Origin of the sequence: Pseudomonas sp. SR18 (genome assembly GCF_023701505.1) — a bacterium.
Classification (GTDB): Bacteria; Pseudomonadota; Gammaproteobacteria; order Pseudomonadales; family Pseudomonadaceae; genus Aquipseudomonas; species Aquipseudomonas cyclaminis.
In genome coordinates this window covers 282,150-296,607 of the sequence record NZ_JAMQAU010000004.1, presented here as the reverse complement: position 1 = coordinate 296,607, position 14,458 = coordinate 282,150, and the positions used below count along the sequence as shown (strand labels likewise).

The 14,458-nt window shown below is 60.3% G+C and carries 16 protein-coding genes; 10 read left to right on the top strand and 6 right to left on the bottom strand.

Annotation, left to right across the window (positions count from 1 at the left end; all coding sequences use genetic code 11):
• The first annotated feature begins 5 nt into the window (after positions 1 to 5).
• From NDJ82_RS08945 to NDJ82_RS08930, 4 genes are all read left to right on the top strand, one after another.
• Complete coding sequence (locus NDJ82_RS08945) at positions 6 to 734, top strand: substrate-binding periplasmic protein (protein ID WP_191959218.1); 729 nt, start codon at positions 6 to 8, stop codon at positions 732 to 734.
• 127 nt (positions 735 to 861) lie between these two features.
• On the top strand, positions 862 to 1,479 hold the full coding sequence (gene ribA, locus NDJ82_RS08940; protein ID WP_016978544.1) for a GTP cyclohydrolase II: 618 nt from the start codon (positions 862 to 864) through the stop codon (positions 1,477 to 1,479).
• A complete protein-coding gene (locus NDJ82_RS08935) occupies positions 1,476 to 1,892 on the top strand; it encodes a nuclear FMR1 interacting 1 family protein (protein ID WP_099584636.1) in 417 nt (138 codons plus the stop codon). Before ribA ends, NDJ82_RS08935 begins: the two co-directional genes overlap by 4 nt.
• Positions 1,889 to 2,677 carry a cobalamin-binding protein gene (locus NDJ82_RS08930; RefSeq protein WP_250925331.1) on the top strand — a complete coding sequence of 263 codons (789 nt, stop codon included), beginning with the start codon at positions 1,889 to 1,891 and terminating at the stop codon, positions 2,675 to 2,677. Before NDJ82_RS08935 ends, NDJ82_RS08930 begins: the two co-directional genes overlap by 4 nt.
• A gap of 69 nt (positions 2,678 to 2,746) precedes the next feature.
• Here the strand turns inward: NDJ82_RS08930 and NDJ82_RS08925 are convergent, their stop codons facing one another.
• From NDJ82_RS08925 to ycaC, 6 genes are all read right to left on the bottom strand, one after another.
• On the bottom strand, positions 2,747 to 4,636 hold the full coding sequence (locus NDJ82_RS08925; protein WP_250925330.1) for a TonB-dependent receptor domain-containing protein: 1,890 nt from the start codon (positions 4,634 to 4,636) through the stop codon (positions 2,747 to 2,749).
• A gap of 78 nt (positions 4,637 to 4,714) precedes the next feature.
• Positions 4,715 to 6,613 (bottom strand): 1-deoxy-D-xylulose-5-phosphate synthase, encoded by a 1,899-nt coding sequence (gene dxs / locus NDJ82_RS08920; protein WP_112196861.1) that lies wholly within the window; start codon positions 6,611 to 6,613, stop codon positions 4,715 to 4,717.
• Between the two features lie 111 nt (positions 6,614 to 6,724).
• Complete coding sequence (gene ispA / locus NDJ82_RS08915; RefSeq protein ID WP_191959222.1) at positions 6,725 to 7,612, bottom strand: (2E,6E)-farnesyl diphosphate synthase; 888 nt, start codon at positions 7,610 to 7,612, stop codon at positions 6,725 to 6,727.
• Positions 7,609 to 7,851, bottom strand: coding sequence for an exodeoxyribonuclease VII small subunit (locus NDJ82_RS08910; protein WP_003176346.1), 243 nt, complete (start codon positions 7,849 to 7,851; stop codon positions 7,609 to 7,611). The genes ispA and NDJ82_RS08910 overlap by 4 nt, the downstream gene beginning before the upstream one ends.
• 74 nt (positions 7,852 to 7,925) lie before the next feature.
• Complete coding sequence (locus NDJ82_RS08905; RefSeq protein WP_250925329.1) at positions 7,926 to 9,065, bottom strand: Fic family protein; 1,140 nt, start codon at positions 9,063 to 9,065, stop codon at positions 7,926 to 7,928.
• Positions 9,066 to 9,274: 209 nt separating this feature from the next.
• Positions 9,275 to 9,907, bottom strand: coding sequence for an isochorismate family cysteine hydrolase YcaC (gene ycaC, locus NDJ82_RS08900; protein ID WP_099584642.1), 633 nt, complete (start codon positions 9,905 to 9,907; stop codon positions 9,275 to 9,277).
• Positions 9,908 to 10,276: 369 nt separating this feature from the next.
• On the opposite strand from ycaC, the gene NDJ82_RS08895 reads away from it, so the two are divergent.
• From NDJ82_RS08895 to NDJ82_RS08870, 6 genes are all read left to right on the top strand, one after another.
• On the top strand, positions 10,277 to 10,879 hold the full coding sequence (locus NDJ82_RS08895; RefSeq protein ID WP_191959224.1) for a YjfI family protein: 603 nt from the start codon (positions 10,277 to 10,279) through the stop codon (positions 10,877 to 10,879).
• Complete coding sequence (locus NDJ82_RS08890) at positions 10,876 to 11,574, top strand: PspA/IM30 family protein (protein WP_099584643.1); 699 nt, start codon at positions 10,876 to 10,878, stop codon at positions 11,572 to 11,574. Before NDJ82_RS08895 ends, NDJ82_RS08890 begins: the two co-directional genes overlap by 4 nt.
• A 98-nt stretch (positions 11,575 to 11,672) precedes the next feature.
• On the top strand, positions 11,673 to 12,233 hold the full coding sequence (locus NDJ82_RS08885) for a rhomboid family intramembrane serine protease (RefSeq protein WP_191959225.1): 561 nt from the start codon (positions 11,673 to 11,675) through the stop codon (positions 12,231 to 12,233).
• A 72-nt stretch (positions 12,234 to 12,305) separates the two neighbouring features.
• Entirely contained in the window at positions 12,306 to 13,340 is a 1,035-nt protein-coding gene (locus NDJ82_RS08880) for an ion channel (protein ID WP_250925328.1), read from the top strand.
• The gene (locus NDJ82_RS08875) at positions 13,327 to 14,001 is read left to right on the top strand and encodes a DUF2491 family protein (protein ID WP_250925327.1); all 675 of its coding nucleotides are present in this window, start codon (positions 13,327 to 13,329) and stop codon (positions 13,999 to 14,001) included. Before NDJ82_RS08880 ends, NDJ82_RS08875 begins: the two co-directional genes overlap by 14 nt.
• A 15-nt stretch (positions 14,002 to 14,016) precedes the next feature.
• Complete coding sequence (locus NDJ82_RS08870) at positions 14,017 to 14,445, top strand: DUF350 domain-containing protein (protein WP_099584647.1); 429 nt, start codon at positions 14,017 to 14,019, stop codon at positions 14,443 to 14,445.
• Positions 14,446 to 14,458: the final 13 nt, after the last annotated feature.

Sequence of the window (14,458 nt, the reverse complement as noted above, 5' to 3'; positions counted from 1 at the left end):
TACCCATGGTTGTACGCCGCTGGCTGCTGATACTGCTGTGTGTGATTCCAGCCTGGGCGCAGGCGCAGGATGTGCCCGTGATACCAGGCAAGGTCGTGCTCGCCAGTGAGGCCTGGGATGACTACACCAACGCGGACGGCAGCGGCCTGGCCTGGGATGTGATGCGTCAGGTGTTTGAGTCGAGTGGGATCACGCTGCAAACCCGTATCGAGCCGTACACCCGGTCGGTGGGCCTGGCCCAGCGCGGTGAGGTGGATGGTTGGGTGGGTTCCTACCGCGATGAGGTCAAGGGCGTGCTGTACCCGCACTGGAACTTTGACTCCGACCCTATCTACGCCCTTGGGCTGACAACCTCGCCGATTCCGAGCGTGGCGACGCTGGGCGAATACCGCCTGGCCTGGGTTCGCGGCTACCGGTACGAGGCGTACTTGCCCAATGTGCGCCGTTTCAACCAGATCCAGCGCCGTGACGGGATTCTGCCGATGCTCCAGCACGGTCGGGTCGATTTCTACATCGACGCCCTCACCGAGGCGCAATATGTCCTCAACCAGGCGCCCGATCGTGCCCGGTTCCGGCTCACCCACCTTATTGACCTCCCGCTCTACATAGGCTTTGCCGACACCGAGCGTGGCCGGGCATTACGTACCGTGTTCGACCAGCGCATGGCCGTCCTTGTCAAAAGCGGCGAGCTGAAGCCGATCTTCCAGCGCTGGAAACTGCCGTATCCGTTCTGACTGCATAGAACCGCGAGGAAGACCAATCAAACCGATTGATCTTTATCAGCGATCATTCAGCTTAAGCGTCTGTAGGAACCTGCTGTTACAATGCCGCCTCTGTGAAATCTGAAATCAGGAGCACACGGTGCCCGTCGTTTTCGTCGCCGCTTCCAAGCTGCCTACCCCTTTTGCCACGTTCACCATGAACGGCTTCCTCGAAGAAGCCACCGGGCGCGAACACGTTGTGCTCAGCCTCGGCGATATCGCGGATGGCGCGCCGGTGCTGGGTCGTGTGCATTCCGAATGCCTGACCGGCGATGCGCTGTTCAGCCAGCGCTGCGACTGCGGCTCGCAATTGGAAGCTGCCATGCGCGCCATCGCCCGTGAAGGGCGTGGCGTGCTGCTGTATCTGCGCCAGGAAGGCCGTGGCATTGGCCTGATGAACAAGATCCGCGCCTACGAGCTGCAAGACGGTGGCGCCGATACCGTTGAGGCCAATGAGCGCCTGGGCTTTGCTGCCGATCAGCGTGACTACGCGATCTGTCTGCCGATGCTGGAGCACCTGGGCGTGAAATCCCTGCGCTTGATGACCAACAACCCGCGCAAGGTCAAAGCCTTGACCGAGATGGGCATCACCGTCGCCGAGCGCGTGCCGCTGCACACCGGGCACAACCCCCATAACAAGCTCTACCTGGCGACCAAAGCCAGCAAGCTCGACCATATGATGGGCAACGAGCACCAGGGCGAGGTCGACCGCGCGTGACCCGTGGCCAGGTAAAACGGCGACTGTCCTTCAACTGGTGGCAGTACCTGGCCCTGGCGCTGCTTCCGCTGTTCGTACTCAACCTGGTGTTTGGTCAGGTAGCCTTGCTGCCGGTGCTGGCGATGCCGTTGTTCATCGCTGGCGTGGCCTCGATGTTCCTCAGCCTGCGCTACTTCCACGGCTATAAACACGCGCTGATCGCCACTTCAAAAGCCCTCGATACTCCCGAAGAACCGGCTGCCTGGATCACCCTCGCGGCCCGTCGGCGCACGGCGTTGCTGGTGGCCGCGATCCCGTCGTGGGTGGGCGCGCTGGCGGTGTTTGTCGGGCTGGAAGCAGTGCCGCTGTTCCTGTTAGCGCTGTCGACGATGGTGCTGTTTTACCTCTATCGCATTCCCCGTCAACTCGGATGATGCGCCGCTGGCTGGCGCTTGCGCTGCTGGTGTTGAGCGCCCAGGCCCTGGCCGTCGAGCGCGTGGTGAGCCTGGCGCCATCCCTGACTGAAATCGTGGTTGAACTGGGTGCTGCCGATCTGCTGGCTGGCGTGCTCGATGGCGGCGAACGGCCGGCCGACTTGGCGAAGGTGCCGTCGGTGGGGCATTACGGCCAGTTGGACATGGAGCGCCTGCTCAGCCTCAATCCCGACCTGATCCTGTTGTGGCCCGGCAGTGTCGGCCCAGCCCAGCGCGAACAGTTGCAACGCCTGAATATCCCGGTGTATGTCGCCGAACCCCATAGCCTTGAACAGCTCACCACCCAGGTCCAGGCCATCGCCGAGCAAGTGGGCCGCGCCGAGGCCGGTCGGCAGTTGGCTGCACAACTGCGCCAGCGCCTGGCCGGGCTGCGCCAGCGCTATCAGCAGGCCGAGCCAGTGCGGGTGTTTTATCAGGTGTGGGACCAGCCGCTGTATACCGTGGGTGGCGGGCAGATCATCAGCGACGCGTTGAGCGTCTGCGGAGCGCGCAATGTATTCGATGACCTGAAACTGCCTGCGCCGCAGGTCAGTATTGAGTCGGTGTTGCAGCGTGACCCTGAGCTGATCCTGGTGGGGGATCAGTCTCAACTGAAGGCCTGGAAAGTCTGGCCATTGATGGCTGCGCGGGTGCGCGTGGTGCCGGACAAAGGCCTGGAGCGGCCTAGCGGGCAAATGCTGGAAGCGGTGGCGCGGTTATGTCAGGTGATTGCTCCGAGCCGCTGAGACCGCTGTCTGTGAATGCAGTCAAAATGTGGGAGGGGCTTGCCCCGATGAGGCCAATCCAGGCGCCAATTAGATTTCAGGCGTCCAGGTCACATCAACCCTCCACACCCGACCCTCTTCACGGTAATCCTGATTGTTCAGAAACGCCGGATCGTTGTAGCTGTAACGTGCCCGCGCATAGGATTTATCCAGCACGTTATCGACCTTCAGTGACAGCGCCACTTCCCGGTTCAGCGCCCAACTGCTGCGCAAGCCGAGCAATCCATAGCCGCCCAGGCGCTGCGCATTGTCTTCATCGTCATAGCTGCTGCTGATCGCCTGCCAACTCGCACCCAGGCCGAGTGTGTCGAATTGCCGATCCAGATCCAAATTCAACGTGCGCCGTGCACGGCGGGCCAGGGTGTGGCCGGTATCACGGTCGCGCGGGTCGATGATGGACACGCCCAGGTTGCCTTGCCAGCCAAACAGTTCCTGTTTGAGGGCGGCTTCAAACCCGTCAATACGCGCCGACGCCACGTTTTGCGGCTTGCTGGTGCTGTCCAGGATAATCGCATCGCTCAAGTCGGTGCGGTACAGCGAAGCCTCCAGGCGCGTGCTGTCGGTCAGTTGGCTGCGCCATTGCAGTTCGTAGCTCTTTGAGGTCTCGGGCTGCAGGTTCGGGTTGCTGTATTTCGTGTCGGGGTAATACAGATCGTTGAAGGTAGGCGCGCGAAAGCCTTCGCTGTAGCTCAGCAATAAGTCATTGTCGGGGTTGATCGGCAGCGTCAGGGTGCCGCTCCAACTGTTCTGCCCACCGAACTGCTGGTTCTGGTCGCGGCGCAGGCCCAGCTCTGTGGAAAACCATTCGCTGTGGAAACGGTGCTGCACAAAGGCTGCGCGGTTCCAGCGGCTGTCTTCGCTAAACGTGGTGGAACCGTGGAAGCGGTCTTCGTACCAGTCGCCGCCCAGGATCAGGCTGTTGCTGTCGTTGAGCGTCAGGTCGTTCTGCCAGTTCAGCGAGTCGCGGTAGGTGTTGAACACGCTGAAATCGTCACTGAGGGTATCGCGCTTGGTGTCGCGGTTCTCGCTGTGGCCCAGCTCCAGGCGCGATTGCCAGTGCTCATTGAGCGCTGCGTCGACATACCCGCTGGCGCTGCTGACGGCGTAATCGGTGTAGGGTTTTTGCCCAAAGGTCTGCCCACTGGCAACGTCGTAGCGGCCGAAGCTGTTGTCGTACTCCGACTTGCCCCAGTTATCCAGCAGATTGAAACCCACCTCCAGTTCATCGCTGAACGAATGGCTGAGGTTCAGGCTGAGCGACTGATTGCGATAGGCATCATGGTCGCCGTCGCTGGGGAAGGATTGGTGGGTCGAATTGATGCCAGCGGTCTCATCCAGGCTCGCCCCCAGGTTGAAGCGCGTGTGTTCATCACCGCCCGACAGACCGAGGCTGCGCTCCCAGGTCTGGTTGCTGCCAATGCCCAGCTTCAGGCGCGGTTGCAGACCTTGCTCGGCATTGCGCCGGGTAAACACCTGGATCACCCCGCCGATGGCATCGCTGCCGTAGATCACCGAGCGCGAGCCGCGCAGCACCTCCACACGCTCGATCTGGTCGACGTTCAGGTATTGCAGGCCGCTGTCGCCGGAGGTGGTATTGGCAATGCGCTGGCCGTCCACCAGCACCAGGCTCTGGGCGGACTTGGTGCCGCGCAGGTAGATCCCCGGCAAACTGCCGCGCCCACCGGTTCGCGCCACTTGTACGCCGGGCACGCGGCTGAGCAGGTCGGTGAGGCTGGTGGGTTGCAGGCGGTCGATGTCGTCGCGGGTGAATACGGTATTGGCGGCACTGCTGTCGTTGCGTGCCTGGACCTGGCGGTTGGTGCTGATGACCACATCGGGGAGTTTGAGGGCCTGGTCGCGGGTCTCGGCGAACAACTCAGGTGCGGGCAGGAGCAGCAGGACAAGGTGCAGACGTTTCATGGGCTGTCCGTAGCGTTTGAAGATGGCAAAAATCAAATGTGGGAGGGGCAAGCCACCTCCCACATGTTGATGCGATTTCTACCGGGAGAGCAGCGCCAAGCGCACGCGCACCGCCGCCTCGATGCCTGCCTCGTCCAAACCACACTCCGCCAGCATCTGCGCCGGCTTGGCGTGTTCGACGTACACATCCGGCAAGCCCAGGTGCAGCACCGACTTGAGGATGTTCTCCCGCGCCAGGAATTCACTGACCGCCGCACCGGCGCCGCCCATGATGGCGTTCTCCTCAACGGTCACCAGCAACTCATGGCTACCGGCGATCTCGCGCACCAGGGCTTCATCCAGCGGTTTGACGAAACGCATGTCGATCACGGTCGCGTCGATCTTTTCGGCGACTTTCAGCGCTTCGGCCAATTGCACGCCAAACACGAGGAACGCGACCTTGTTGCCCTGGCGCCGCACGATGCCTTTACCGATTTCGATCGGCTCAAGATCTTTTTCAATCACCGCATTCGGACCATTCCCACGCGGGTAACGCACGGCGGCCGGGCCGTTGTACAGGTGGCCGGTGCTGAGCATCTTGCGCAGTTCGTTTTCGTCGCTCGGCGTCATCACCAGCATGCCGGGAATGCAGCGCAGGTACGACAGGTCAAAGCTGCCGGCGTGGGTCGGACCGTCTTCGCCCACCAGGCCTGCGCGGTCGATGGCGAACAGCACGTCGAGGTTTTGTACCGCCACATCGTGAATAAGCTGGTCATAACCACGTTGCAGAAAGGTGGAATAGATCGCCACCACCGGCTTGGCGCCTTCGCAGGCCATGCCGGCCGCGAACGTCACCGCATGTTGCTCGGCAATCGCCACGTCGAAGTAGCGCAGCGGGAAACGCTCGCTGAATGCCACCAGGTCGGAGCCTTCCTTCATCGCCGGGGTAATGCCCACCAGACGCGAGTCGGCGGCGGCCATGTCGCACAGCCATTCGCCGAACACACCGGAATACTTCGGCCCGCTGGCCTTTTTCGGCGCGGCGGCGGGGGCGTCCACCGGTTCCAGCTTGGTGATCGCGTGGTAGCCAATCGGATCGACTTCCGCCGGGGCGAAGCCTTTGCCTTTCTTGGTGACGATATGCAGGAACTGCGGGCCCTTGAGGTCACGCATGTTACGCAGTGTGGCGATCAAGGTCGGCAGGTCATGGCCGTCGATGGGGCCGATGTAGTTCCAGCCCAACTCTTCGAACAGGGTGCCGGGAACCAGCATGCCCTTGGCATATTCTTCGGTACGTCGGGCAATTTCCCACGCGCCGGGCAGACGCGAGAGCACCTTCTTGCTGCCTTCGCGCATGCTGGCGTAGGTACGACTGGAAAGAATCTTTGCCAAATAATTCGACAGGCCACCGACGTTGCGCGAGATCGACATGTCGTTGTCGTTGAGGATCACCAACATGTTGGCGTCCACTTCCGGCGCATGGTTCAGCGCTTCGAAGGCCATGCCAGCTGTCAATGCGCCATCACCGATCACCGCAATCGCCTTGCGATCGCTGTTTTGCAGACGGGCGGCAATCGCCATGCCCAGCGCTGCACTGATCGAGGTGCTGGAGTGGCCGACGCCAAAGGTGTCGTACTCGCTCTCTGACCGGCGTGGGAAGGCGGCAACGCCGTCCTTCTGGCGCAGGGTGGCCATGCGCTCGCGGCGGCCCGTGAGGATCTTGTGCGGATACGCCTGATGGCCCACGTCCCACACCAGCCGGTCGTCGGGGGTGTCGAACACGTAATGCAAGGCGATGGTCAGCTCGATGACGCCCAGGCCAGCACCGAAATGCCCACCGGTCTGGCCGACCGTGTAGAGCAATTCCAGGCGCAGTTCATCGGCCAGGGTTTCCAGCTCGGCTTCACCCAGACGACGCAGGCCGTCCGGCGTGGCAGCACGGTCGAGCAGGGGCGTGGACGGGCGCTTGCGGGGAATCTCTTGAAACGTCGTGGGCATCAGGCGAATCGTTATAGGTATAAGAAGAGGCGGCAGTTTACCTCAAGCATCGCAAACTGCCCACGCAGAGCGCCGAACTTGGCCGATATGCGGCGGCAATGGCCGCCGTTTTCAGTGCCGGCGTTCGACGATATACCGAGCCAGGTCACGCAGCGGCTCGGCTGCCGCGTCGAAAGGTCGCAGGGCGTCCAGGGCCTGGTCGCGCAGTTCCAGGGCGTATGCCTTGGCAGCATCGAGCCCAAGAAGCGCAGGATAAGTCGGTTTGTCCCGTGCGATATCAGCACCTTGGCGCTTGCCCAGGGTGGCGGTGTCACTTTCCACGTCGAGTATGTCGTCCTGCACCTGGAACGCCAGGCCGATGGCTCGGGAATAGACCTGCAATGCCGCCAATTGGGCCGCGTCGGCACGGCCGCTGGCCAGGGCGCCGAGGTGCACGGCGGCTTCGATCAGCGCGCCGGTCTTGTGGCGATGCATATGTTCAAGGGCTTGCTGATCCAGCTTGAGACTGACCGAACCCATGTCGATTGCCTGCCCGCCGACCATGCCGGCCGGTCCTGCCGCGTGGGCCAGGGCGGTGACCATGCGCAGGCGGATCTCGGCGTTGACGCTGCTCAAGCGCGGGTCCAGCAGTGCGCTGAACGCCAGGCTCTGCAGGCCATCACCGGCCAGGATCGCATAGGCTTCATCAAAGGCTTTATGAGTGGTGGGCTGGCCGCGACGCAGATCGTCGTCGTCCATCGCCGGCAAATCGTCGTGTACCAGGGAATAAGCGTGGATCAATTCCACTGCACACGCCGCGCCGTTGGCCTGCTCGGCAGGGGTGCCGAGGGCTTCACAGGCCGCGTACGCCAGCAACGGGCGCACACGTTTGCCGCCGTTCATCACGCTGTAGCGCATGGCGGCATAAAGGCGGTTCATTTCCGGGCTGGGCGCAACAAACAAGGGCTCCAGCGCCGCATTCACCCGGGCTTGGCTACTGGCCTGATACGCGTCGATCATTCGGGCTGTTCCGCATCGAAAGGTTCTTCGGCCAACTCCCCATCACGCTCCAGCAACACCTGCACCTTCTGCTCTGCCTGCGCCAGCGCGCTCTGGCAGTCGCGAGTCAGGCCGATGCCTTGCTCAAACGCTGTCAGTGAGTCCTCCAGCGACAACTCGCCGTTCTCCAGACGCTCGACCAAGGTTTGCAGGTCGGCGAGGGATTGTTCGAAATCGAGTGCAACTTTTTTGCGGGCCATGGCGGCTATTCCGGTAGACGGTAAACCGGCGGGACACTAGCAGACATGGGGATGGTGGGCAAATGAGTGGGGCATCAGTCGCCTGCTGTATTGACTTGATAGCGCGTGCTGCGGCCGCCTGCGGGGAGACGGATCAGGCAGTTTTTTTCCAGCAGGTCAGCCAGGTGTCGCGTCGCCGTCGCCTTGGATACCTTTGCCACCGCTTGGTACTGCGCAGCGCTGATGCCGTGTTCGAAGCCCTTTTCACCACCGTCGAGCAGGCGATTGAGGACCTTGATCTGTTCAGCAGACAAAGGAAGGTCGCGGTGTCGCTGCCAGAACCGGCTCCTGCCCAGCACTCGGTCAATCCTCGCCATGGCTTGCTGCACACTGCGCAACAGGGTTTTAAGGAACCACTCCAGCCACTCAGTGATATCCAGCGTGGCCCTCTGGCTGGACTCAAGCGCGTTGTAATAACCGATGCGGTCTTCAAGAATGCTGGCTGACATGGCGTAAAAACGAATGGCCTGATGCTCGCCTTGGGCTAATGCCAAATCGGTGATAGCGCGTGTCAGGCGACCATTGCCGTCATCGAAGGGGTGCAGCGTGACAAACCAGAAGTGCGCAACGCCGGCGCGTACCAGCGGATCCAGTTCCGGCTGATCGCGGCTGGTTTCGAACCACTCCAGGAAATCATCCAACGACTGTTCCAGCCCTGGACGCGGCGGGGCCTCGAAATGCACGGTTGGCCGATCAAGTCGGCCCGACACCACTTGCATTGGCTCACCGCCCCTTAATGACCCGATATTGAGTGGTCGGGAGGCATAGTTTGCTTGCGGGACCGGGAACAATAGCTGGTGCCAGTTCAATAAGCGGGCGAGGGTAAAGGGCTGGTTGAATTGTTGGGTGGCATCCATCATCAGCTCGGCGAGACCTTCGCTGCGGCGGCTTACCTGACCGTCTTTCAGCGCCTCCAGGCCCATCCGTCGGGCCAGGGAGGAGCGAACAGAGCCAACGTTCAGTTGCTCACCTTCGATGGCCGAAGAGGTCAGAATGTTTTGCAGCAGCGCATCCAATTCATTCTCTGCACTGATGGCCTGGCTGACAGAGCCGAGCATGCCCAACAACCTGCCTTGGGTATGCCCGCACTCACGCAGCAAAGCCGCCAAGCGCCCAGGTTGCCAGTGGAAGTGGGGCCAGTCGGTGTGTTGCCAGATCCAGTGTGGTTGGTCCATGGAGGAATACCTGGTGCGTGAGCCGAATAAAAAATTATTCGGCTCATTTTGTGAGCCGATTGTGCATTCTAATCGGCTCATCGTCCATTGAGATAAAGTTGTTGGTCACCCCTCGCCTCTAAACCCGTTTGCTGAAGCGCACTGGTAAAGCGCTCAGCAACAACGAAAGCCTGCTTTTAAGGGCAGGCTTATCGCGAATCTCGGCTGACTTATTTCTGATGAGCCGTCAGCGCCGCATATCCATTCATCAGGTTGCGATAGTTGGGAATGCGCTGGGACAACAAATTCCCCAGGCCTTCGATATCGTTGCGCCAGTCGCGGTGCAGCTCACACGCCACCGAGAACCAGTTCATCAACTGCGCACCGGCTTGCGTCATCCGGCTCCACGCTGCTTGCTGCACCGTGGTGTTGAACGTGCCGGAGGCATCGGTCACTACAAACACCTCAAACCCTTCCGCCAGCGCCGACAAGGTCGGGAACGCTACGCACACATCCGTGACCACACCGGCAATGATGATCTGCTTACGGCCAGTGGCCTTGATCGCCTTGACGAAGTCTTCGTTGTCCCACGCATTGATCTGGCCAGGGCGTGCGATGTACGGCGCGTCCGGGAACATCTCTTTCAACTCTGGCACCAGCGGGCCGTTGGGGCCTTGCTCGAAGCTGGTGGTGAGGATGGTCGGGAGGTTGAAGAACTTGGCCAGGTCGGCCAGGGCCAACACGTTGTTCTTGAACTCGTTGGGCGAGAAGTCCTGCACCAGGGAGATCAGGCCGGTCTGGTGGTCGACCAGCAGAACGATGGCGTCGTCTTTGTTCAAGCGGCTGTAGGTTGGAGTGCTCATGGTTGAATCCTTTTTTGTTTAGGTTGGTTGGGCGTTGCGTTCAACATGGGCACAGATTAATGGGTGGGTGTTGGCGGATAAATCGGCTGAATTGGGTAATACCGTCAACTCAGATGAGACAATTGAGGGTTTGTCAGTAGGACCGATCCTTTTCGTGGGCGGCAAAGTAAGTCAAAAAATCTCACGCGTGAGCTATTGAGTGTGGCAAAAAATGCCTGTAGATTTTCTCACGCGTGAGTTTTTCACAGCGAGGTCAGTACCATGGAAAGCAGCTCTCCATCGAGTCCGCCTAAAGGGCCCGATACCGATTCAGCAAGCCTTCAGGGAGAGCGCTTGAAGCCGTCCGCCAAAAAGCCATCGAGCTTTTACATGAAGCAGATGCGTGCAGGCCTGGCGGCCGCCGGCTATGTGAAACACGAGACTTGGGTGCTTCCCGAAAACCGAAGCCTGCTCAAGCAGATGGAGAAACAGCTTCGCCAGCCGATTCTGGCTGGCTCATTCATGTCGGAGAATTTCATGAGCGCAGGTACCAACTGGAATATCGATCGCCTCTTCACCGCTCTTCAGGCCCTGGACGACGTGGTGTCCAAGGACATTACGCTTTCTCTCGTTCAAGGCTCCGAGTCCAGCATCAAGCTGGAAATGAACGACTTCGGTGGCTTGCCGATTTACATCGCGGTGGTTGGCGAGCAGATCATCGTGGACACGGTCCTGGTTGATGTCGAGTCCATCAACGATGTCGCGAAATTCAATGACGCAGTGTTGCGCAGCCGGGAAATGTTCCCGCTGTCCTCCATCGGTATCGAGTCCATGCCTAACGGGCAAGTGGTCTACAACATGTTCGGCGCTCTGAGCTCCGACTCCAGCCTGACCAATATCGTGACCGAGGTGAAAACCCTGGTCGACAACGTGCAGCGCGCCAGCGAAGCCTTCGAACGTTTCTTCAATCAAGTATTCGGGAGTATCCAATGACTCAGTCCATCTGGAGCAAATTGTTCACCGCGCTGCGTGGCGGTGCCAACGAAGTCGGCGAATCGATCGTCGACCAACAAGCCCTGCGCATCCTCGATCAGGAAATCCGCGATGCCGACACCGCGCTGGCCAATGCCAAGCGTGAGCTGGTCAGCATCATGGCCAAGCACAAATTGGCGACTGATCGCGTCAGCGAGTACGACGCCAAGATCAAGGACCTGGAGTCCAAGGCAGTGGCTGCCCTGCAGGCCAATCGTGAAGACCTCGCCCTGGAAGTGGCCGAAGCCATTTCGAGCCTGACCAACGAGCGGGATGTCGAGCATAAGCAAGCTGCGGAGTTCGGTGGGTATGCAGAAAGCATGCGCAAGGACATCACCAAGGCCGAAAGCCGGATCAAAAGCCTGCGTCAGCAAGTGGATATGGCCAAGGCTCGCGACAGCGTACAGAAGGCGCAGGTCAGCGCCTCCATCGCCAGCGGCGGCGCCAACGGCAAGCTGGAAACCGCCGTCGGTACGTTGAATCGTTTGCAGGCCAAGCAACAACAGCGTGCCGCTGAACTGCAAGCCCAGGATGAGTTGGTTGAGGCGTCCACGGGGACCGACCTGGAGCGCAAGCTGCGCGACGCAGGCATCACGCCGAACGAAGGCAGCGCCAATGCGATTCTGGAGCGTCTGAAGCAAAAGTCGACCGAGTAGGCGAAGGGCTAGCACGGTACCTGAGGCGAGGGAGCAGTGATCTTCCTTAACGAACGGGCATTTATTCTCAACCCTTCTTTATTTACGTCGAGGTCAGGATGGATGCCCTGAAGGGGTTCAAGACAATCGCAGGCGTGGCCCTTTTGATGGTCGCGCTGCAGTTGTTCAATGTGGTGACCGGATACAGCCTCATGGCGTTCGGCCTGGTCCCGAGAACGCTGCAGGGGCTGTTCGGCATCCTCGCCTCACCGTTTTTGCACGGCTCGTTTGCCCACCTGAGCGCCAACCTGATTGCCTTTTTGGTATTGGGCACCCTGGTGATTCTCGAAGGGCTCAGTCGGTTCGTAACCGTCAGTATGATCATCATTGTGCTGGGCGGCTCGCTGGTCTGGCTGTTCGGTTTTGCGGGTATCCACGTAGGGGCCAGCGGTTGGGTATTTGGGTTGTGGGCGTACCTGTTGTCTCGCGCCTGGTTTCACAGGAGCTGGAGCAACCTGATAACGGCCAGTGTCGTGGCGCTACTGTACGGCGGCCTGATCCTTGGATTTCTTCCTCGTCAGGGTGTTTCCTTTGAAGGGCATCTCTTTGGTGCATTTGCCGGATTTATTGCAGCCAGGGTACTTCTCTCCAAACCGCGCAGCAGGTTTAATGCCGCCTGACCGCACTTGAGCATCCAGACGTCGAGGCGATGGCGTCATCAGGAATCAAGTACCCAGGGAGCCAGGGACTAAATGTCGATTTTTCTTTTGTTGCGCATGTACGCCTCCTCTCTCTTTCACCGCTTCGGCTGGGCGGGTCTGGTGGTTGCCTTGGGTTTACACCTGAGCACGGCTTATCTGGGCCTGGTGTACCTGGGCGAACAGCACCTCACGGCGCCCGCCACCTTTGTTTACTTCTATCTCACCACCACGCTGACCGTCGGCTACGGCGATCTCGCACCGCAGACCTCGGCGGGGCGCGTGTTCGTGGCCACCTGGGTGATGCTCGGCGGCATTGCGCTGCTGACGGCAGCCATCGGCAAAACCACCAGCAGTGTTATCGATGCATGGAGAAAAGGCATGAAGGGCAAAGGCGATTTCACCGGAAAGGTCGGCCATACCGTGCTGATTGGCTGGGAGGGCGCGTCCAGCGAGCGCGTCATTGAGCTGTTGCTGCAAGACGAAACCTCAAACGACAACCTGATCGTCATTTGCGACTGCACCCTCGAAGAAAACCCGATGCCGGGCAAAGCCGCGTTCATCCGCGGTGAAAGCCTGTCCTCCACCGCGTTATTGCAGCGTGCCGGCGTGCCCGGTGCCGAGCGTGTGCTGGTACGAACCCCGTCTGACGATCTGACCCTGGCCACGGTGCTGGCGGTGAATCAACTCAGTCCTGTCGGGCATGTCGTCGCCCATTTCAATGAAAGTGAAATTGCCGCGCTGGCCAGCTCCTATGCGCCGAGCCTGGAATGCACATCCAGCATGGCCATCGAAATGTTGGTGCGTGCGTCTCAGGACCCAGGCTCCTCGGTGGTCATCAATGAGTTGCTGTGTGTAGGGCAGGGAGCCACCCAATACCTGATGAAGTTGCCCGACGCGTTTGAAGCCACCTTCGGCGATCTGTATAGCCAACTGAAAGAGCAGCACAACGCTACCCTCATCGGCTATCGCGCCAAAGGCGCCCAGCAACCGTCGATCAACCCGCCCAACGCCACACGCGTTGAAGGCGGTGAACTCTTCTACATCGCCTCCACCCGCCTCAAGGAAATCTCCAATGGGATGGTTTAAACAGTTGATGGGGCTTGAGGCCCCGCAAGCGACGACACAATCGAAAGGCGCCGCCGCCGAACCCCTGCCGACCACCGGGCCGCTAGGCCTGGCACCGGGCAAAGGCGTGATATTCGACACAACCCTGAAGTTGTTGCTCGACGGGAAAACCACGGTGGTTATCCCTGGCTCCCAGGAAATCTGGAGTAACGGCACCGTTGACCTTGGGCAGTCGACCTGGCTGTCGCGTTATTACATGAATGACGAAGATTACTGGCTGCAGGTGCACACCACGGGCGAGATCGCCGGGCAGGTCGAGTCCGTGATCCTGTTCAACTACCGGAGTTACGTCACGCTCAGCAGCGAAGCTGAATTGCGTCGGCTGGCGGGGTCCCAGAGCCTGATCGGGTTGCCGACCTACACCCACAACGGCGTCGAATACGCACGCGTGTGGGGCAGCGAGGATGGCCAGACGGAATTGGTGGCCATGAGCGAGCACGTAATAAACCCCGAGGACTCCTACAGCGTCGAGCACCGCTCGATGCTATACGCCCGTGACACCGGCCTGACCGATCGACGTGAGTTCCTGCTGTTTTCCGTCGAAGAAGACGCCGAAGGCACCGTCAGCCTGAGCATCTCGCTAGGCATTTCGCTGTACACAACCGACTTGAATGCGCTCTAAAAAAGGAAGAAGTCCATGTTAGAAGCTCTCTCCATCTCCCTGAACAAAGCCGCCGTGCTTGGTTTTGTCACCTACCTTCTGGGCGCGGCGGTGCTGTTCGCGCTGTTCCAGTTCATCTACACCCGCATCACGCCGCACAAGGAGTTTGAACTGATCCGGGCGGGCAACGTGTCTGCGGCGGTCGCCCTGGGCGGTGCCATCGTCGGTTTTGCCATTCCGGCCAGCAACGTGATTGCCTACTCGATCAGCATCCTCGACTTCGTCGTCTGGGCAGTGATCGCTGCTGTCGTCCAACTGTTGGCGTTCCTGCTGACCAGCCTGGTGCTCAAGGGCACCTCCGAGCGCATCAAGAGAGGTGAACTCGCAGCGGGTATCTACGTCGCCGCCGTGGCCATCAGCGTCGGCATGTTGAACGCCGCGTGCATGACGCCTACCCAGAACTGATTGCCCACGGAGC